The organism is Clostridium muellerianum, assembly GCF_012926525.1.
GTDB classification, from domain to species: Bacteria; Bacillota; Clostridia; order Clostridiales; family Clostridiaceae; genus Clostridium_AM; species Clostridium_AM muellerianum.
Window position 1 is genome coordinate 18682 of record NZ_JABBNI010000013.1, and the last position, 18910, is coordinate 37591.

General features: G+C 28.8%; 20 protein-coding genes. All 20 read left to right on the forward strand.

Features of this window, described 5'->3' with window-relative positions; genetic code table 11:
• Positions 1 to 30: 30 nt before the first annotated feature.
• A complete protein-coding gene (locus tag HBE96_RS06895) occupies positions 31 to 1932 on the forward strand; it encodes a nitrilase-related carbon-nitrogen hydrolase (RefSeq protein ID WP_169297024.1) in 1902 nt (633 codons plus the stop codon).
• A 46-nt stretch (positions 1933 to 1978) separates the two neighbouring features.
• Entirely contained in the window at positions 1979 to 2644 is a 666-nt protein-coding gene (locus tag HBE96_RS06900; RefSeq protein WP_169297025.1) for an RraA family protein, read from the forward strand.
• 282 nt (positions 2645 to 2926) lie between these two features.
• Positions 2927 to 3793 carry a LysR family transcriptional regulator gene (locus HBE96_RS06905; RefSeq protein ID WP_169297026.1) on the forward strand — a complete coding sequence of 289 codons (867 nt, stop codon included), beginning with the start codon at positions 2927 to 2929 and terminating at the stop codon, positions 3791 to 3793.
• A gap of 124 nt (positions 3794 to 3917) precedes the next feature.
• Positions 3918 to 4058, forward strand: a complete 141-nt coding sequence (locus HBE96_RS26220; protein ID WP_243186852.1) for a hypothetical protein — start codon at positions 3918 to 3920, stop codon at positions 4056 to 4058.
• Positions 4059 to 4210: 152 nt separating this feature from the next.
• Positions 4211 to 5728, forward strand: coding sequence for a GxxExxY protein (locus HBE96_RS06915; RefSeq protein ID WP_169297027.1), 1518 nt, complete (start codon positions 4211 to 4213; stop codon positions 5726 to 5728).
• A gap of 209 nt (positions 5729 to 5937) precedes the next feature.
• On the forward strand, positions 5938 to 9321 hold the full coding sequence (locus HBE96_RS06920; RefSeq protein ID WP_169297028.1) for a DUF4132 domain-containing protein: 3384 nt from the start codon (positions 5938 to 5940) through the stop codon (positions 9319 to 9321).
• Positions 9322 to 9468: 147 nt separating this feature from the next.
• A complete protein-coding gene (locus tag HBE96_RS06925; RefSeq protein ID WP_169297029.1) occupies positions 9469 to 9957 on the forward strand; it encodes a GNAT family N-acetyltransferase in 489 nt (162 codons plus the stop codon).
• An 8-nt stretch (positions 9958 to 9965) separates the two neighbouring features.
• On the forward strand, positions 9966 to 10085 hold the full coding sequence (locus HBE96_RS06930) for a DUF2262 domain-containing protein (RefSeq protein WP_169297030.1): 120 nt from the start codon (positions 9966 to 9968) through the stop codon (positions 10083 to 10085).
• Positions 10086 to 10166: 81 nt separating this feature from the next.
• A complete protein-coding gene (locus HBE96_RS06935; protein ID WP_169297031.1) occupies positions 10167 to 10841 on the forward strand; it encodes an HD domain-containing protein in 675 nt (224 codons plus the stop codon).
• A gap of 295 nt (positions 10842 to 11136) precedes the next feature.
• Positions 11137 to 11595, forward strand: a complete 459-nt coding sequence (locus tag HBE96_RS06940) for a hypothetical protein (RefSeq protein ID WP_169297032.1) — start codon at positions 11137 to 11139, stop codon at positions 11593 to 11595.
• Positions 11596 to 11625: 30 nt separating this feature from the next.
• Positions 11626 to 12150, forward strand: coding sequence for a hypothetical protein (locus HBE96_RS06945; RefSeq protein ID WP_169297033.1), 525 nt, complete (start codon positions 11626 to 11628; stop codon positions 12148 to 12150).
• 11 nt (positions 12151 to 12161) lie between these two features.
• Positions 12162 to 12824, forward strand: coding sequence for a DUF1963 domain-containing protein (locus HBE96_RS06950; RefSeq protein ID WP_169297034.1), 663 nt, complete (start codon positions 12162 to 12164; stop codon positions 12822 to 12824).
• 86 nt (positions 12825 to 12910) lie between these two features.
• Positions 12911 to 13489, forward strand: coding sequence for an SUKH-4 family immunity protein (locus HBE96_RS06955; RefSeq protein WP_243186853.1), 579 nt, complete (start codon positions 12911 to 12913; stop codon positions 13487 to 13489).
• An 18-nt stretch (positions 13490 to 13507) separates the two neighbouring features.
• On the forward strand, positions 13508 to 14347 hold the full coding sequence (locus HBE96_RS06960; protein ID WP_169297036.1) for a tetratricopeptide repeat protein: 840 nt from the start codon (positions 13508 to 13510) through the stop codon (positions 14345 to 14347).
• Positions 14348 to 14380: 33 nt separating this feature from the next.
• Positions 14381 to 15004: an SMI1/KNR4 family protein gene (locus HBE96_RS06965; protein ID WP_169297037.1), complete on the forward strand. Its 624-nt coding sequence runs from the start codon at positions 14381 to 14383 to the stop codon at positions 15002 to 15004.
• 192 nt (positions 15005 to 15196) lie between these two features.
• Positions 15197 to 15712, forward strand: coding sequence for a hypothetical protein (locus tag HBE96_RS06970; RefSeq protein WP_169297038.1), 516 nt, complete (start codon positions 15197 to 15199; stop codon positions 15710 to 15712).
• Between the two features lie 76 nt (positions 15713 to 15788).
• Positions 15789 to 17219: an SMI1/KNR4 family protein gene (locus HBE96_RS06975; protein WP_169297039.1), complete on the forward strand. Its 1431-nt coding sequence runs from the start codon at positions 15789 to 15791 to the stop codon at positions 17217 to 17219.
• 3 nt (positions 17220 to 17222) lie between these two features.
• Entirely contained in the window at positions 17223 to 17714 is a 492-nt protein-coding gene (locus HBE96_RS06980) for an SMI1/KNR4 family protein (RefSeq protein WP_169297040.1), read from the forward strand.
• Positions 17715 to 17770: 56 nt separating this feature from the next.
• Complete coding sequence (locus tag HBE96_RS06985) at positions 17771 to 18181, forward strand: hypothetical protein (protein WP_169297041.1); 411 nt, start codon at positions 17771 to 17773, stop codon at positions 18179 to 18181.
• A gap of 123 nt (positions 18182 to 18304) precedes the next feature.
• Entirely contained in the window at positions 18305 to 18874 is a 570-nt protein-coding gene (locus HBE96_RS06990; RefSeq protein WP_169297042.1) for a DUF4303 domain-containing protein, read from the forward strand.
• Positions 18875 to 18910 lie beyond the last annotated feature (36 nt).

The following is an 18910-nucleotide window of genomic DNA, read 5'->3' on the forward strand; positions in this document are numbered from 1 at the left end:
AAATTTTAATAGTAAAGAGGAGACAATTAAATGAGCAATTTATTAAATAATGGAATTATTGAAGTAGCAACACTAACACCTATGTCAATTCAAATAGCTGATCCAAAATATAATGTTGATAGAATGTTAGAACTTATTCATGAGGTTAATGAAAAAAATAGAATAGGTGAGAGACAAACAAGAATAGTTGTGTATCCAGAGTTAAGTGTAACAGCTTATAATTGTGGAGAATTATTTAATCAATCTGCATTATTAGATAATGCTAATAAAGAGTTAAAGAGATTTGTTGATGAATCCAATGATGAATTTAATCCTATTATGATTGTTGGTATGCCAATTAGAAAAGACAATCAATTATTTAATTGTGCTGTTGTAATTCATAGAGGAAAGATATTAGGAGTTATCCCAAAAACTTTTCTTCCTAACTATACAGTTCTTTATGAAGCAAGATACTTTAGTTCTTCTGTTACTAGAATAGACGATGAAATTGTAATGTATGGCGACAAAATTCCATTTACACCAAATTTACTTTTTGAAGATGAACAAACAGGAGCAATTGTTAGTGCTGAACTTTGTGAGGATTTATGGATGAATCTGCCACCTTCTGCATATCACTGCTTGCATGGTGCCAATATTGTAGCAAATCTTTCATCAAGTAATCAGACTTTTGGTAAAACTGCTTATCGTGAAGATTTACTTAAAGTACATTCTTCAATATGTTCATGTGGATATATATACACATGTGCAACAGCTGCAGAAACTACAATAGATAGTGTTTTTGCAGGACATAATATGATTGTAGAAAATGGTGATATTGTTTCAGAAACTAGATTTATGGAAAATAAGGACATTACTTATGGAGAAATAGATATTGAAAAATCTATGAATGAAAGGGCATTACGTGGTTCATATATGACAATTCCAGATAGACAAGAATATAAGCATATATATTTTAAGACATTTGAGCCAAAGTCAAAGAAATTTAAATCAAATAGAGAGTTACCACTGTTACCTTTCGTGCCACAGGACATTGAAAATGCTGCAAAAGATACTTTCAATTTACAGGTTTCAGGTTTAGCTGAAAGATTAAAGAAAAACCAATGTGACAAAATTGTTATAGATATGTGTAGTGGATTGAACTCTATATTGGGATTAATTGCAGCTGTAGAAGCATTTAAACTAAATAATTATGATGTTAAGGGAATTACAGGTGTTATAATTCCTTGCTCAGATACAGAAAATAAAATAGTAGATGAAACAAAAAAATTAATGGAATTATTAAATGTTAATTGTGTACATTTGGATGAAGAAAGAAAAAAAGCTCAAGTTCTTATGGATGTTGCAGACAAGTATAAAGCTGTTGTTATAGGAATTGCGGACCTAACTGAGATAGCTGTTGGTGAAAATTCATATCATGTAGATCAAATAAGTGTGTATGGTGTTAATGCTGCAGTACCTAAGACAGTAATTAGAAGCATAGTTTATTATTATGCTAAAAAACAAGAGGTGGAAATTGGAACAGTTCTACTTGATATTTGTGATAAATATTTCAACTTTGAATTATTGTTAGAGAACCCATATGAGAAAGTTGATAATATAGAGTTTGTAGATTCTTATATTGTTTATGATTTTATCCTACACAATATGTTAAAATGTGGATTTGGTCCTAAAAAGATTTATGATTTATATGTAAATTCTAGGATGCTGAATGCTAAAAATAATGGAATCAATGAAGATGTTGTTGACAAGAAAAAAGTTTTGAAGGATATGAAGTTTTTCTACAAAAACTTCTTTGGTCAACAATTTAAACGTTCCAGTGTACCTGATACTATAAAAATATATGGAGCATCTCTAGTACAGAACGACTGGCGTATGCCAAGTGATGCTTCTGCAGAAGTGTGGTTAAGAGAATTATCCGAGATAGTTGAATAGATTTTTGATAAATAAAAGTATATAAAGAAATGAGGAGAAAATAGAAATGGAAATTAAAAGATTACCAGTGGAAATAATTGAGGAATATAAAAAGTTAGATACGTCTTCTATTACTGATGCCCTTGATAAACAGGGTATTGCTGGAGGACTACTTGGAATAAAAGCAGTAGTAGATGGTACTAGGGTATGTGGACAAGCATTTACAGTACATTATGTACCATGTGGAACAGTAAAAGGAACTGTTGGAGATTTTTTAGATGATGTTGCAGCAGGAGATGTTGTAGTAATAGATAACAGTGGTAGAGAATATTGTACTGTTTGGGGAGATATAATGTCACAAGTGGCAAAACAAAAAGGAATTGCCGGAACAGTTGTGGATGGGGTTTGTCGTGATGTAAAAACCATAAGAGAAGTTGAGTATCCTATTTTTACAAAGGGAATTTATATGATGACAGGAAAAGATAGAGTTGAAGTAGATGCAGTAAACATTCCTGTTGGAATTTCTGGAGTTAAGGTATGTTCAGGAGATTTAATTGTTGCAGATGAAAATGGAGCTGTTTGTATACCAGTTTCAGTTGTAGAAAAAACATTAGAAATTGCAAAATCAATTGAAGAAGTGGAAGGACGTATAGTGAGTGCTGTTAAAGGCGGAAAAACTTTAAAAGAAGCTAGATCTGAAACGGGATATCACACATTGCAAACTAAAGCATAAGATTTATAAATTCGTATTGTTGTAAAAAGTGACGGTATGTTGATCTCATTTTGTTGGGATTAGCATACCGTTTCTAATTGAGATAATTGTATAGATGTAAATTTTATAGTTTTATAAAAAACTATAAACGTATCGCTAAGTAAGACAACTTCAGAGAGAAATATTCTATGCTTTACTTGATTTTATTTTTTAGTTCATGTATCTTTATAGCAAAGAAACATATATATGCTATTACACTTATACAGATGCATACATAAATTTAATATGTGGAGTGATTATTTTATGGACATTAAGCAACTTATGTATTTTATTGCAATTGTTGAAGAAAGGAATATAAGCAAGGCAGCCGAAAGAGTACATATAGCACAACCACACCTCAGCCAACAGTTGAAACTTATGGAAGATGAATTAAACGTTAAATTGGTAGAAAGAAATACTCGAAAGTTCCAAATAACTGATGCAGGACGAAGATTATGGCATAGATCTAAGCAGATGATAGAATTAATGGAATCAACAGTTAAAGAACTAAAAGATTTTAGCGAAGGATTAGAGGGAACTTTATCAATTGGAACTATATCTTCTTCAGGGAACATAATTTTTCCACAGAGAATATGTAACTTTAGTAAAAAGTACCCAAATATAAATTTTGAAATACGAGAATGCAGCACAGATGAAATATTAGAATTGTTAAAGAGTGGTGTAATAGAAATTGGAATTATACGAACACCTTTAAATTCAGAGATTTATGAGTCCATAAGCTTACCCATTGAACCAATGGTTGCTGCAACTAATAACAATTACCATTGGAATAATAAAAAAAAGAATATATGTTTAAGGGAACTTGTAGATAAACCTCTACTAGTACATCGCAGATATGAAAAAATGATAACAGAATTATGTAGACATGAAGGATTTAAGCCAAGAATACTTTGTAAAATTGAGGATACCAGATCTATATTGCTATTAGCAAATGCAGGAATGGGTGTTGCCATTGTGCCAAAGGATTGGGTAGAACTTATTCCAAATATTAATTTAAGCTATAAAATAATTAAAGAACCATCGCTAAATACAAGTACAACTATAGTGTGGATGAAAGATCATTATCTATCTTCTGCAGCTAAGCACTTTTTAAAAACTTTTGAAGTATAAATAAAATTATTTAGTGGAAAAGTTTAGTTAAATACCTAAATTTAATGGCATATATGATGAAAAGTTTACAGGTTATTCACCCATTGGTTTTTCTCCAAATGGAAAGTATTTTGTATATTTTTCTATGGAGCATCTAACTCCTATTGGAACCTTTATAGAGGGAGTTACTAAAGGGAATGTTGGTAAAACTTATATTATGGATATGGAAACAGGTAAAAGCACCAGGTTTATTGATTGTCAGCGTATTCAGTGGATTATGAATTAAAATGGGCGAACCGTATATATTAAGAATTAAAATCTAATTAAAGATTAAGAAATAAACCAATGATATTAAAAGTATCATTGGTTTATGTTATAATCATTTTAAAATATAGGTATTATTTAATAGAGAAGTAACTCTAAGAAGGAAGTGAAATTATGGCAAAAAGATTTAATACAACAGGGGTATGTATACCTAAAAAACATTATATGGTAGATATATCAAGAAAGATAGATGAGATAGAGAAGCTTGTAGATGAAGAATTTTACTTTGTCATAAATAGGCCAAGGCAATTTGGAAAAACAACAACATTAAATGAGTTATATAAAAGATTAAATAGCAAATATAGCGTAATAAGAATGGATTTTGAACTTATGGGGGAAGATTTTTCAAGTGAAGAAAGATTTTGTAGAACCTTTATAAATAGTATATCAAGATTCATAAATAAGGATATTAAGAAGGCAGATACCTTAACAGAACTTTCATATATAATAATGAATTTAACAAAAGATAATGAAGTTGTACTTCTTATAGATGAGGTTGATAGAAATTCTAACAATAGATTATTTTTAAGTTTTCTTGGTATGCTAAGATCATTATATTTAAGTAGAGAGCAAGAACTTGCAACTACTTTTAAATCCGTTATATTAGCTGGAGTTTATGACATAAAAAATTTGAAACTAAAGGTTAGAGATGATAGTGATACAAGGTATAATTCACCATGGAATATAGCAGTAAATTTTAATGTGGATATGAGTTTTAGTAAAGTAGATATAAGCACTATGTTAAATCAATATGCTAATGAAAATAATTTATCATTAGATATTGACGTACTTAGTAAAGAAATATATAAATTTACATCAGGATATCCTTTTTTAGTATCAAGGATATGTCAAATAGTAGATGAGGATTTATTATCAGAAGATAAAAGAGAGTGGACAGTGCTTGATATACAAAAAGCTGTAAAATTGTTGTTAGATGACAAGAACACTTTATTTGATGATTTGATTAAGAATCTTGAAAATAGCTCTGAACTATATGAATGTTTGTATAATATATTAGTTAACGGTTTACCAATAACATACAATATAAATAATCCTATTGTAGATTTAGGACATATGTTTGGATATTTAGTAAAAAATAAAAATAACAATATTGTTGTATCCAATCAAATTCTTAAGGAAGTTATTTATAGTTATATGATATCTAAAACAGATACTATGACAATGGCTAAGTATAATTTTAAAGATAATTTCATAAAGGAAGATAATACGCTAAATATGAAGAAGGTATTATTAAGATTTCAGCAGTTTATGAAAGAGAATTACAGTTCAAAGGATATAGAGTTTTTAGAAAGACAGGGAGTTCTTTTATTTTTATCCTTTATAAAACCAATAATTAATGGTGTTGGGTTTGATTATAAGGAAGTTCAAATTTCTGAAGAAAGAAGAATGGATATTGTTATTCAATATAACAAATGTAAATATGTTATAGAAACTAAAATTTGGCATGGAGAAAAAGCTCATAGAAATGGGTTGAATCAATTGAAGAGTTATTTGGATATAGAAGGTTTAGATAAAGGATACTTATTGATATTTAATTTTAATGAAAATAAACAATATGTATATAATGAATATTGTGTGGTAGATAAGAATATATTTGAGGTTGTTGTTTAATGGATAGGCTTTTGAGTCTATCTATTTTTTTACAAAAAAGTATAATGAAATTTTGCTTTGTTGATGGAAGAGCAATAAAAGCATCCTAAAATTTTTGAAGATTATTTGCCAAATCCAAGTATAATATAAAAAAAGTGTGGCATTTTTGGTAAAATATAATTAAAATATTTACATATGGGAATAAACCCAAATAGGAAAGGTGAATACATATGGAAGAATTATTAAATTTATTAAGAGTTAAACTTTGTAATTGTACTTTAGAAAAGGAAGAGATAATTAAACTCAAGGAATATATTGAAAATGGTGATGATACTTTAGATTTAAATGAAATTCATAAGTATAACATGGAAAATACATTAAGAGGAAATTATAATATAAGGCAAGATTTTTGGAAATTAGTAGATGGATTTATGGATAATGAAGAAGTCTTTAAGAGAATTTTAAAGGTGTTTTGGGCCATAGGTCAGGAAAGCTTCTTTAAAATAGTATATAGTAGATTTTTTTCTATTCCTAAATTTGCTGATTATTTAAAACCTATGGATAACAAAGAAAGAATATTAGTGTGGCTTATAAGAACTTGTCCAAATAGTGTGGACATAATAATCCCAATTGTTGAAGAAATGATAAATGAAGATAGAGAAATACTTTCAAAGGCTTTTTTACAAACAGAAGATGGCTTTGTGAAGGTAGTTTTAGCTGCTTTTGCTATTAAAAATTCTTGTAAGCTTCCTGAAGATGGAGAAAAATTTATAAAACATCATTTAGAAAATGCAGATGATATAAACAAGTATTTAAGAGACAAACAAACAGCTATAATTCAAATTTTAGCTTATGCACGCAGTAGGAGTGAGATATTACGAGAAATTGTTAGGGAGGCAGTTAATAACAGTATTAACAGAAGAATGCTTTTTGATGAATTAGTAGATTTTATCTGTTCCTATGATAATAAGGTTAAAAGTTATGACATTTTAAGAGAGTTTGATATTGATAAGAAGTTATATGTACTTAGGTTAATAAATTTATATATTGAAGAAGAAAATAGTAAAGTACTTAAAGAGATAGAACAGAGAATAAAAGAAATGCCATTAATTTTTAGAGAAAGTTTGGAATTTGTTACTAAAAGAAGAATGGGTAAGACTAATTTTCAAGATGTTGAAGCTCTTACCCTTGCTTTAGTTATATATAAAAATTCAAAGGAAGATGAAGATTTAAATCAGGCTAAGAAATTCATAGAAAATATTTTAAATGGATATATAGCTAACTTTAAGGGTTTTGATGTAGCACTATGTAAAGAGAGGGCTAAGATTTTAAAATATGTAATGGACGGTAAAAATAAAGAGTGTATAGATAATTACATTTCTATAGTAGACAAAAGGTCAATTGAAGGTTCAATTTGGCGTTACCATAGCGTTTGTTTTAAATTAATTTATTATATAGATGAAACTAGAGAAATTATTTATAGATTTTTATACTTGGTACTTAATACTGAAAAATATGGTTTAGCTTCTTCAGTAATATCTAATGTATTAGAAAGTCAATCTATGAGTTATATAAGTTTTGCTGAAAAACTTTTAGACACAGGTATAAGTGAAAGACATTTAATTCTTGCTGCTGATACCGCCCTAAATCCAAAAGCCAAGGAATATTTAAGAAAGCTATGTAATGAAGGAAATACAGAACTTATAAATACTATAGATAGTTTAAGTGTTGCAAAAGAGTTCGTACTTGAAGGTTTATTTAATGCAGACAAGGAAAAGTATTCTGAAGTTTTAGTAAGAAGTTTATTAGATGATTCAAAGCTTATTAGAGATAAAGCAGTAAAACTTCTTAGCACTTATGAAGGTTGTAAAGAAATGGTATTAGAGAATTTTAAAAGTAGAAAAACTGCAGTAAGAGAAGCGGCTGCAAGGATTTTAATAAACTTTGATATGAGAAACTTTACAGATGAACTTGAGAAATTTGCAGAGAAAGAAAAAAATGAAAAAATTAAGGTGTTAATATTAAACATTATAAATAGAGATTATTTAGATGATGAAATACTTGAAAGCTCAGAAAGTATAAGCAATTACTGTAGTGAAAGATTGAAAAAAACTGCTTATAGCACTCCAGAATGGATTTCTGTAAATGCACTTCCAGAGGTAAGGTATAAAGATGAAAAAATAATATCAAAGGATGTAATAAGCTATTTAATAAGTAAATATTCCCTGGAAAATATTGTACAAAAAAACTTTGTTGCAGAAAAGGTAATTGAAAAGTGTAATAAGCAGGATTTAGATGTAGTTGGATTGGAAATTTTAAAAAACTGGATTAATGATGGAGCAGATACAAAAAAGAAGTGGACTTTAGCCTTAGTTACATCAGTAGGAGGACTTAATGTAGTAAATGCTTTAAAAGATCAAATAGACATATGGGCAAAAAATGCTAGAGGTGCGATTGCTTGTGAGGCTATAAAAGCTTTAGCATTAAATGGCAGTGATGAAGCTTTAATGATTTTAGATACTATATCAAGGAAGTTTAAGCATAAGCAAATTAAAAAAGCAGCAGGAGAAGCTTTTATTTCTGCAGCAAAGATTCTTAAATTAACAGCAGAAGATTTAGCAGATAGAATAGTACCTAACTTAGATTTTAATTTAAGAGGAGAAAGAGTATTTGACTATGGAAGTAGAAGTTTTACAGTAACATTAGGAGTAGATTTTTCATTAAAAATTGAAGATAACAATGGAAAGACAATAAAGACTCTTCCAAAGATGGGTAAAGCTGATGATGAATTGAAATCTAAAGAGGCTTTATCAGAGTTTAAAGCAATGAAAAAACAAATTAAAACTGTAGTTTCAACTCAAACTTTAAGATTAGAAATGGCTCTTTCTTCAAATAGGTTGTGGAGTAAAAAAGCCTGGGAAAAGTTATTTGTTAAAAATCCTATTATGCATAATTTTTCTCTTGGATTAGTGTGGGGAGTTTATGAGGAAGGAAAGTTAAAAGATACTTTTAGGTACATGGAAGATGGTAGTTTCAATACAAAGGATGAAGAAGAATATGAACTTTTAGAAAAAGATTATATAGGTCTTGTACATCCTTTAGAGATGGATAAAGAAAGCTTAGATGATTGGAAACAACAATTTGAAGATTATGAAATAGTACAACCTTTTCCACAGCTTCAAAGAAAGATTTATAAAATAACTGAAGAAGAAAAGAAAATGAAGGTTATAGAGCGTTTTGCAGGTACTAAAATTAATGGGCTTTCATTAGTTGGCAAACTTACAAAAATGGGCTGGTACAGAGGTTCTGTACAAGATGGTGGGTGTTATTATCAATTTTATAAGGAAGATGAAAAAGTAGGTATTGGAGCAGAACTTCAATTTGATTATCTTGGCGTTGGTTATGAAAATGAAGAAATTACAATTTATGAATTAATTTTTTATAAAGCTAGTACAGTAGAAAGAGGAAGTTATGTTTATGACGAAGTAACAGAAGAAAATACTATTTTACCATCAAAGGTACCAGAAAGATTTTTTAGTGAGATACTTTATGATGTAGATAGAGCTCTGGAGGCTAAAACTGGTTTTGAATCCAACTGGAGATTAGATCGTTAAAGCATTGGGGGTATAATAATATAAGCATATTGTGAAGCAAAGCTTTATAAGTTAAGAACTAATAGTAAAGAGTTAATAGTGAAGGATGATTTTTAGCTATAGCAAAAAATATATGGTTAATCATGTATAAATGGAAGGAAGATTAATATGGAGATTAAAATTAGACAGGTATCTATAGATGATTTAAATGAAATAGCAGAAGTGGAGAACATTTGCTTTCCAAAAGCAGAAGCAGCTACAAAGGAGTCTTTTAAGCAGCGTATAGAAACATTTCCAGAAAGATTTTTTGTAGCAGAATTAAATGGTAAAATAATTGGATTTATTAATGGATGTGTTATAAATGAAACTGTTATATGTGATGAACTTTTTCAAGATTCTGCACTTCATGTTTCAAATGGATACTATCAAACTATTTTTGGGCTTGATGTTATACCAGAATATCGAAATCAAGGAATTGCAGCTAAGTTAATGAAGCATATGATACAGGCAGCAAGGTCATCATATCGAAAAGGAGTTATTTTAACTTGTAAAGAAAAACTTATACATTACTATATGAAGTTTGGTTACAAAAATAAAGGTGTATCCACATCAGTGCATGGTGGTGCTAAGTGGTATGATATGATTTTAGAATTTTAAGTATAACTATGTATTCCAATATAGAGTTTGAATTTTGGTATGATGACGGTGATTTGTTTTGGGAACATTCTATTTTATCTTCAGGTAATTTGAAACATAGTCCTAATGATGTAGATATTTGCAGATAACAAATAATTGAATAATTTGACAAACGAACATATGTTTGATATTCTATATTTGCGGAAATTTTATCAATGGGAGGAAAATATATGAATATAGAAGCCAAGTATAAAAGGATCCTAAAAATTGTTCAAGATAAATTAACTTGTTCAGCACATAATTTAGACCATGTATTTAGAGTTTACAAGCTTTGTTTATTACTTGCAAAATATGAGGAAGATGTTGATTTAGAAATCCTTATTCCATCAGCATTATTACATGATATTGCAAGGGTTGAGGAAAGCCAAGATAAAACGGGTAAGATTGATCATGCTATTTTAGGTAGTGTGATTGCAGAGAATATATTAAGAAATTTAGAATATGAAGAAGAAAAAATTGAGAAGATAAAGCACTGTATTATAACACATAGATTTAGAACTGGTAATGAGCCTAATTCAATAGAAGCAAAAATACTTTTTGATTCAGATAAACTGGATGTTATAGGAGCAAGCGGAATTGCTCGTACTTTTATGTTAGCAGGACAATTTGGACAAAGACTAACAGTAAATGATCCATTAAATGATTATCTCAAATCTAATACTGTTGAAAATGGAAGATTAAAAGATGTTTCAAAACATACCCCTTTCATTGAATACGAAGTAAAGTTTAAAAAAATTCCAGATAAATTGTATACTAAAAAAGCAAAAGAAATTGGAAAAGAAAGACTTAACTTTATGAAGGAATATTTTGATAGATTGAAACTAGAAATAGATGGTATGAAGTAAAATTATTGTTTTATTATAATGTGTTAAGCTCACTTATCAAAATTAAAAATTTGGAGATTATACCACACTTATTATAGAAGAGTCATTATAAAATAAGAAAATTGAAGTATTAGAATTTTTATAACTGTTAATATTGAGGAATATGGAATTTGGATTAGAGGAATTAGATGTTTTAAATAGTCATACTTATAAAAGATTAGTTGAATTAATTGGAGAAAAACTGCCAGAAGAATTTAAAGATAGCAATAGCTAAATTACGGTGGGTATGATGTTGGATGAGAAGGTGTAGAAAAAAATGAGTAAAAAGAAAAAATACAACGATACTGAAGAATGGTTTACTTTAATTCCAGAACTGAAGGAATGGAATGATGGCAGAGGAATTGATCATGAAGATTGGATAGAGATAGAGGGGAGAATTGAATATGCTTTAGCATATTCCTCAACATTTTGGCCTAAATTTGTTTTGTTTAGAAATTGTATATTTATTGATTATATGAATGATGAAATATTTGAAAGATGGCATAAAAACTGTAATGGAAATTTAAAGGCTTTAGAAGCCACTGTAAATCACAGACATTTAGAAGATTGGTTTGGAGGTGAAAGTACAAAAGAGCAGATGGAGTACCTGGGAAGGAATTTAAAGGATATGTGGCAAACTAAGCTTGATAAACAGTTTCCAGGTAGACAAGTAATTGTGGAGTTATTTGAAGCTAATGAAGAATATAAAATTACTGTTTATCAGGAAAATCATTAAGTTTTATAACAAGTGGAGGGGAAAAGAGATATGTTAAGAAAAGAATTACAACCACCTAAAATTGATGAAAAACTAGTAGAACAACTAATGCTGCTTATTAAAGAAATTTCTGATTTATCTGAAGAATACTATGAAGAATATTATGAAAAAAATGAAAAGACTATTTTGAATGATAAGATAGATATGCTTAATTCAAAGGTTCATAAAAAATATGAGCCTATAGATTTTCAAAATTATATGGGTGCCATGTCTCTTGAGGAATTTGCTAAGGAGATATCTTTACCTAATCCGCCAGTAGTCAATGATATAACACTTGAAGAAGTATCTAAAATAATAGAAATGATTATTGAACTTAAATCGCCAGAAGGTATTGAAGAGGTAGAAGAGGTGGATGACTATATATGGTATTATATAGAGTTATTAGAAAAAAGTATGCCACATAATAATATTTCAGATTTAATATACTGGTATGATGTGGAGGAGTATGGACATGAGCCAAGTGCAAGAGAAATTGCTGAAAAGGCTTTTGCCACAAGAGAAATTAGAGATTTATAAGGGGAAAATAAATGATTAAAAAGTATACAATAGAATTTATTGAAGAAAAGAAAAAAGTAGAAAAGGCAGTAACTAAATTTGGTGGACAACCAGTTTGGATAGACAAGGCTCAGTGGCCTATAGATGAAGAAAGCGGCAAACCAATGAAGTTCATATGTCAAATAGAACTTTACCCTGAAATTTTTGGTGATAGTGAATTTAAAATGGCCTATCTATTTGTTTCAAAGGGATGGAATAATTATGTCTTAATATGTCAGCCATCAGAAATAAAAGTACTTACAAAAGAGAAAACTGATGGCCCAAGTATTTGTAAAATGGTAAAGAAAAGAGAAAGTGATATATTTTTATCTAGTGTAAAGTGTGAGTTTACAGTTAATTTGACATTAGGAGAAGATTATAATTTTGTACATCAAGAACCTCATTTTGTAGGTGATGAACTCGTTTTTGAAGATAGTCCAGAAGATTATGGTGAGGTATTGAATGGAAATAAAATAGGAGGAACACCTCTTTTCATGAGTTGTGATGATCTTCCAGAAGAAGACACGTGGAAGTTATTGTTGCAGTTAGATGCTACTACGGTTCCCTTTGAACTTAATTTTGGGGATGCAGGGATGGGATTTTTCTTTATAAATATGAAAGATGGTGGTTTAAAGTTTATTATAGAAAGTTGTTAGTATAAATATTATCTATTTATATAACTTAACTTTTGGCAATAAGGTATAAACTAAAAATTATGGAAAGCGAAGAAAGGAAAAAAATTATGAGAGATATTATTATGGATTTAAAACTTCCACAAGAGACAAAAGATTTTTTATTAAAAACAAAAATTGAAAAGGATGAATTTGAAGATATAAATATTAAATTTTTTAATAAAGAACATGGATTTTTATGTGATGTGGTTGAGTGGACAAAGATAAATGATAGTACAGTAACGAATTTAGATGACAAATTTGTATCAGAATTTTTAAAAGATCTTGAAAAATTTAGATCATATTATGTTGTTGCAGACAACTTAGATAGTGGTAATTTGATAGCGATACAGGAAGTTACAGGAGAAATTTATGAACTTGAACATGAAGTTATAGAAGAAGTTGTAGCATGTTTTGTTAATTCCTCTTTTCATAAAATGTATGAAAGCATGAAATATTTTAAGGAAATGAAAAACAAAGTTTTAAAACTTAGAGAAGAAGAAGATGTAGAGGAAATTGAAGTATTATTTGAAAAGGCCAGAAAGGAACTTAGTTTGATAGATAGTAAAGTAGTTATTGATGATGAGGAAGACAATATGCAATTTTGGAATGGAGTATTATATAATTTTGAGGAATGGTGCTTAGATTAAATTTTATGGAGGTAGATTATGGATAAAGGTTTAGAAACTATTGTAGAAGAAGGATTAGAGTTTTTAAATAATGGAGATTATGAAAAAGCAGAACCATATTTTAATAAGGTTTTAAATATAGATAACAGTTATGCTGAAGGCTATTACTTCAGAGGTTACTGTTATGTAAAAATGAAGGAATATGAAAAAGCTTTAATAGACTTAGATAAATCTATAAAGTTAGATCCAAGTGACTCAAGAGCTTATTTTTTTAGAAATAAGTACATATCTTTGTTTAAAGGCAATGGTTGCAAATCCGAGTTAAGCAAGAATTTAAGTATTGAAAATCTAGACATTAAAGTGGAAGATTTTAAAATAAATAATAATATAGGTTCAGCTGAATGCGATGTTAATACTGTAATTTGGGATAACTACATGTCAGTATCCTTGAAAATAAGCCTTGAAGATGAGGATACTTTTGATGATGATAAGATAAAAAACTACATTGATGAATTTAAAAAGTATTTGATATGGCTTGAAAATAATAAAAAGTCAGTTTTTCATGTTCTCGTGGAGGATGATATGATTGGACTTGCAGAAGAGTGGGCTGAAAGTTCAGATGAGGAGATAATTGATGGAGAAAAAGTGTATGTAGATGGTGAGGACATTTTTAGATTGCCAATTAGTAAAGAAGAGTTTTTTCAATCCTTATACTTTAATAGCATATCAATAAGAATAGATGAAGATAAGGAAATAATGGATTCTAGAATAATGATAGAAGCATTTATAGATACAAAACCAGATTATTTTGCAGGTCATTCAATGGAAGTTACAATAACAGATGACTATAAAATATCAGTCAATGGACTAGCTGGGTAAAACATAAGAAAAAGTAATTTTACGAGGTGGAAAATGATTAAAGAAGAGAAGAAGGTTATAAAAAAATACTTTGAAATCTTAAGTGAAAATCATCCTGAAAAATTTGAAATAGAAGAAATGTTTGATGATGATAAAGAAACTATTGTTCCAGAAAATATGAAGGATAGTAATGATGCAAATAAATGGGTGCTGTTAGAATCAAATGTGTTAGAAGAAGATATTCTTAAATTAGAGAAAGAATTCAATGTGAAATTACCATCTCTATATAAAGCATTTATTTCTACATATTTTCATATGTTTGAAGAACTAGATGGAGTTCTAGATGATTTTCATTGTGAGGATGGCAAGGAGGTTTATGTTGATATTCTGACTCAACCATCAAATAAACCACTACAGGTTATAGAAAATGTTTATAAAGAATGTGAAGAGATAATAGAATTTGGATATATACCTATAGGAGATTTTAATGGATGGGGTCCTCTTTGTTTTGATGTACATAATAACTATAATCTTGTATGGCTTGATCATGAAGAATATTATAATTGTGAAACTAGAGAAGAGTTAGAAGAATTAGGAGAAACAATTTTTGGCGATTTTAAAGAATTTATGGATTGTTTTTTTGCTGGAGTTATACATAAGGCATATTCAAAAAAATAACAAGTCAGTATGTTAGTATATTTTGCGTCATACTGCGTCAACAGAACCCTTTGATAGAATAATAACTATCAGCGGAACCTGTTTCCTTGTCAATCGCAAAATATACTAACATCTTTGACTTGCTATTTTCTTTCATATGCCTAAATGTGAAATGTAATAAGCCAAAAGATTTGATATAGGAGGACAAATTATATGAATAAGGAAAAAATTAATTTTGATATAAACCTTTCAATAGATGGAATGGGTATAGTTTTTTATTCTGATGGAGCAGTTAAAAATATTAAAGAAGGAGAAGATTTTTTTGAAAATGAATATGCAAAACCAGATCAAGTAGCTGGGCACATAAAAAAAGGTGATATTGTTGGTTTTTGTACAGGCAGCGGAGGAGACTATATATTAAAATTTAGGGATGGTTATCCTAGCGATGAAATTGATGAGCAGTATCCAATTAGTATTCGTTTAGCTATTGTAATAGATGGAGGGAGGCTGTGTATGATAGACTTGTTTTGGCTATCGGACTGGGATTCAGAATGTCCAGAGGATCAGCAAATCAAGTTAGAAGATGGAATATATCATATTACTTTAAATACAAAGCTGCCAGAGTCGGGAATTTATGGTGATGATCAAGAAATATATGTATATTTAAATAAAGTAGATGAAATGCCTAAATTAATGTGGGATGGAGTTCCACAACTTTTTAAAGAATAGTTCCAAATTTTCTTAATGATATTGTTTAGTTTTCTCATTAATATAGCCATAGAATATGGGAAAATGGAGATAAATGATGATTAAAAATTATCTGGAAAAAATTCAATCTAATGTATATGAGCAAGATTTAATATGTAATGGTTCTTCAATTAAAGAAATAGAACAATGTGAGAAAAGGTTAGGTTTATCACTACCAATCCCGTTAAAAGAACTATATGAAGTTTTTGGCAAAGACAAGAAAATTTTAAATACTTGTAATTCGTTTTTATCGTTAAAAGATTTACAAATAATAGATGGATTAATTGTATTTAATGAATTGATAGATAAATCTAGAAAATATGGAGCTTTAATAGAGGATTCAAATAAAGAAGATCCAAAGGTTAAGCTGCAGCAAGAAAATAATGCCTCTTGGTATTTTGAAGCTAGAAACTTATCTGAATACATATTAAACAATATATTTTGGCATGGAGTTAACTTAATGAAATTTAGTGCCAAGATAAAAATTAAAGAAGAAAACTTGGAGAGGAATCTTCAAGATATTTTATATAAAATAAGCGACGAACGAAAGTTTTCAAGGGGAACAAAGTATAGTTATTATGATAAAGAAGAAAAGGTTATGGCTGCATATCTTCATTATGAACAAATATTAATCTTAGGAGCTAACGACAAAAGTAAATTGCAAGAAGTAGAATGCAATATAAAGGTAAGACTTGGAGACATTAAGAACAAGTTAGCAAAAGATAGTATTTCTAATCAAACTAAGTCAAATGTGAAAAATAGAATGAAATTGTTAAAGAAAGCTTTAGATAGCATTGACCAAGTAATATCAAATAGCGAAAAGGCTGATAGGAATGAAGTTAACACAGAAATAAGTTTAATTGAAAGTAAATTAAATATAAAGTTACCTGAAGCATTAAGAGAATTTTATCTTAGATATAACAAAACTAAGTACATGCTAAATGCCTTTTACATATTTAAAAGTTTCCATGAACTTGCAATAGAAGATGGAATTTTGCAAATAGGCTACTCAAATGAACAGACCGAAAAGTATGGAATTTATGTAAATGACTTAAGCAATGAAGTTATAAATGTAAAAGTTAAAGAAAGTAATAATATATCCGATTGGTCAATTTATGAAGAATTGACTAAGTATATTATCAATTCTGTGGTATTTCAAGCTATAAATGTTCTTGAAGCAAGTGTGGTACTGGAGGATTCAGAGATAGTGTTAGAAGAATATTTTACGCCACTATATTATGGAGAAGAGAAAGATATTAAGCGTATTAGTTACATATCCAATGATGGACATATATTGGCTTTACATTTTATTGATGAAAACATCATATATTTTGGAGCAGTTGAAGATAAAATATTAAATGAATTTGAGGAAAAAATTGGAGATATTAATTGGTTGATACATGCTGGTGAGGACAGTGATAAATACACTGTTGTGTTATCTTTCACTGAAGCGTGGGGTGATTGGAATGATAAAATGATAGAGGTGTAGATATTGATTAGTATTAAAGAATTTATAGAATGGGCTAAAGCAAGCTGCCGGAACATAAAAGAAAATGAAAAATGTGATGTAAATCTATCTAATGAAGTAAGAGAAAGATATAAGGCAATACCTTATGAATATTTTGAATTTCTCAAGCAAGTAAAACAGTGTATATCATTTAGTGAAAAAAGCTGGTTTCTATGTGAAGAAGAATATAATGGGAAATCAGATATTGCACTTAAATGGAATGAGTTTGAAATCTTAAGCTTAGAGGCTGCAGAAGATGATAGGGAATGGAAAAGCGAAATTGAAAATTGGTGGAATAGATATTTTCCAATACTGATATCGGTAGATAATGAATATTCTTTTTATGCTATAGATATGGAAAGTGAAAATGGAACAATAGTTTATGGATGTGAACCAGAATTTGAAGAGGTAGATGTAGTTGCAGATAATTTTATGGAATTTTTGCAGATAATAGTAAACAAGGAAAGGCAGCTATGATATTGTGATTTTAAAGATCCGGCTTTAATTGTATGTAGGCAAAGGAGGGTAATGAGATGTATGCAAAATCATATATAAATAAATTTTTTAACTCAATAGATAAATATGCTTCAAAGGTTGAACTGTTTCGCATTGCTTATGCAGAATTTGAGAAATGCAAAGATCCTTCGCTGCAGTGGATTATTGAATTAAGTGAAATTATGAATTGGCAAGCAATGTCTGATAGATCAGGAGTTTTGACATACTATGAGGTATTGAATATTGATTCTAAACAAATATTAATTAATAATTTAAAAGCCAAAAATGAAAGTGAAATTCTAAGCAAATATAGTGCAGGTATAAACAATTATAATAATGAAGAAGTAATGGCTGAAATTGACGAGTGGATTACTAAGAATGAAACAAAAATCTATAAGTATATTGAAGAAATATTAATTACAAATAGAGAATGGTTTTATAAATTATAAACATATTAAAAATTATTGATAAAGATCAGAAAGATTATGCAATAAAAATATCAGAATCTATGAATAATTTTATTATTAATGTAAGCAAATAAAAGAATATAAAGTTGATGGAGGATAAATTTAATGCAATCAGAATTTAATTTTCAAAAATTTAAAGAAGAGGTTATTCTTGCTGTAAAGAAAGCTTTTTTAGAAATTATGGAAGAATATAAAGATTCTACAGTATATGCATTTTCACTAACTTGTGATTCAGCTGCTAGATCTATAGGAGTTGTGGCAAATACAAAGGAGTCATTAGAGGAACAAATAGAAGATGAAGAAGATAAGTATTATTATAAATTTTGTGAGCAAGAATGGGAAATATGGGATGCTGCAAATGATGAATTTCAGAAGCTTAGGAATATGTTAGTAGAATTTCAAGAAAATAATGAAGATGAAATAAGTGATTCGAAAACATGCATGTACACAGAATTTTTTGAGGAATACAGAGAAAAAATTTTCGATACATGTGTACAAGCATTAATAGAAATAAAGGATGAAGGATTTTTTCAAAATAAGTTTAATAAAGATATCTTTATTAATTTTATGGTGCCTGAGTATTTAGATGAAGAAGATTCAATAAAAATCTTCAGCAAACTTAATAGCGGAATAATAGTGAAAGAATATAAAGAACATGTAGAGGATTTTATTTAGCAAATAATCAAATACATATAGGAAGAAGAAGAAATA

Bases quoted from the DNA above. Each gene is read 5' to 3' on its own strand.
- HBE96_RS06895 (WP_169297024.1), top strand. From the start codon at position 31: ATGAGCAATTTATTAAATAATGGAATTATTGAAGTAGCAACACTAACA.
- HBE96_RS06900 (WP_169297025.1), top strand. From the start codon at position 1,979: ATGGAAATTAAAAGATTACCAGTGGAAATAATTGAGGAATATAAAAAG.
- HBE96_RS06905 (WP_169297026.1), top strand. From the start codon at position 2,927: ATGGACATTAAGCAACTTATGTATTTTATTGCAATTGTTGAAGAAAGG.
- HBE96_RS26220 (WP_243186852.1), top strand. From the start codon at position 3,918: ATGGAGCATCTAACTCCTATTGGAACCTTTATAGAGGGAGTTACTAAA.
- HBE96_RS06915 (WP_169297027.1), top strand. From the start codon at position 4,211: ATGGCAAAAAGATTTAATACAACAGGGGTATGTATACCTAAAAAACAT.
- HBE96_RS06920 (WP_169297028.1), top strand. From the start codon at position 5,938: ATGGAAGAATTATTAAATTTATTAAGAGTTAAACTTTGTAATTGTACT.
- HBE96_RS06925 (WP_169297029.1), top strand. From the start codon at position 9,469: ATGGAGATTAAAATTAGACAGGTATCTATAGATGATTTAAATGAAATA.
- HBE96_RS06930 (WP_169297030.1), top strand. From the start codon at position 9,966: ATGTATTCCAATATAGAGTTTGAATTTTGGTATGATGACGGTGATTTG.
- HBE96_RS06935 (WP_169297031.1), top strand. From the start codon at position 10,167: ATGAATATAGAAGCCAAGTATAAAAGGATCCTAAAAATTGTTCAAGAT.
- HBE96_RS06940 (WP_169297032.1), top strand. From the start codon at position 11,137: ATGAGTAAAAAGAAAAAATACAACGATACTGAAGAATGGTTTACTTTA.
- HBE96_RS06945 (WP_169297033.1), top strand. From the start codon at position 11,626: ATGTTAAGAAAAGAATTACAACCACCTAAAATTGATGAAAAACTAGTA.
- HBE96_RS06950 (WP_169297034.1), top strand. From the start codon at position 12,162: ATGATTAAAAAGTATACAATAGAATTTATTGAAGAAAAGAAAAAAGTA.
- HBE96_RS06955 (WP_243186853.1), top strand. From the start codon at position 12,911: ATGAGAGATATTATTATGGATTTAAAACTTCCACAAGAGACAAAAGAT.
- HBE96_RS06960 (WP_169297036.1), top strand. From the start codon at position 13,508: ATGGATAAAGGTTTAGAAACTATTGTAGAAGAAGGATTAGAGTTTTTA.
- HBE96_RS06965 (WP_169297037.1), top strand. From the start codon at position 14,381: ATGATTAAAGAAGAGAAGAAGGTTATAAAAAAATACTTTGAAATCTTA.
- HBE96_RS06970 (WP_169297038.1), top strand. From the start codon at position 15,197: ATGAATAAGGAAAAAATTAATTTTGATATAAACCTTTCAATAGATGGA.
- HBE96_RS06975 (WP_169297039.1), top strand. From the start codon at position 15,789: ATGATTAAAAATTATCTGGAAAAAATTCAATCTAATGTATATGAGCAA.
- HBE96_RS06985 (WP_169297041.1), top strand. From the start codon at position 17,771: ATGTATGCAAAATCATATATAAATAAATTTTTTAACTCAATAGATAAA.
- HBE96_RS06990 (WP_169297042.1), top strand. From the start codon at position 18,305: ATGCAATCAGAATTTAATTTTCAAAAATTTAAAGAAGAGGTTATTCTT.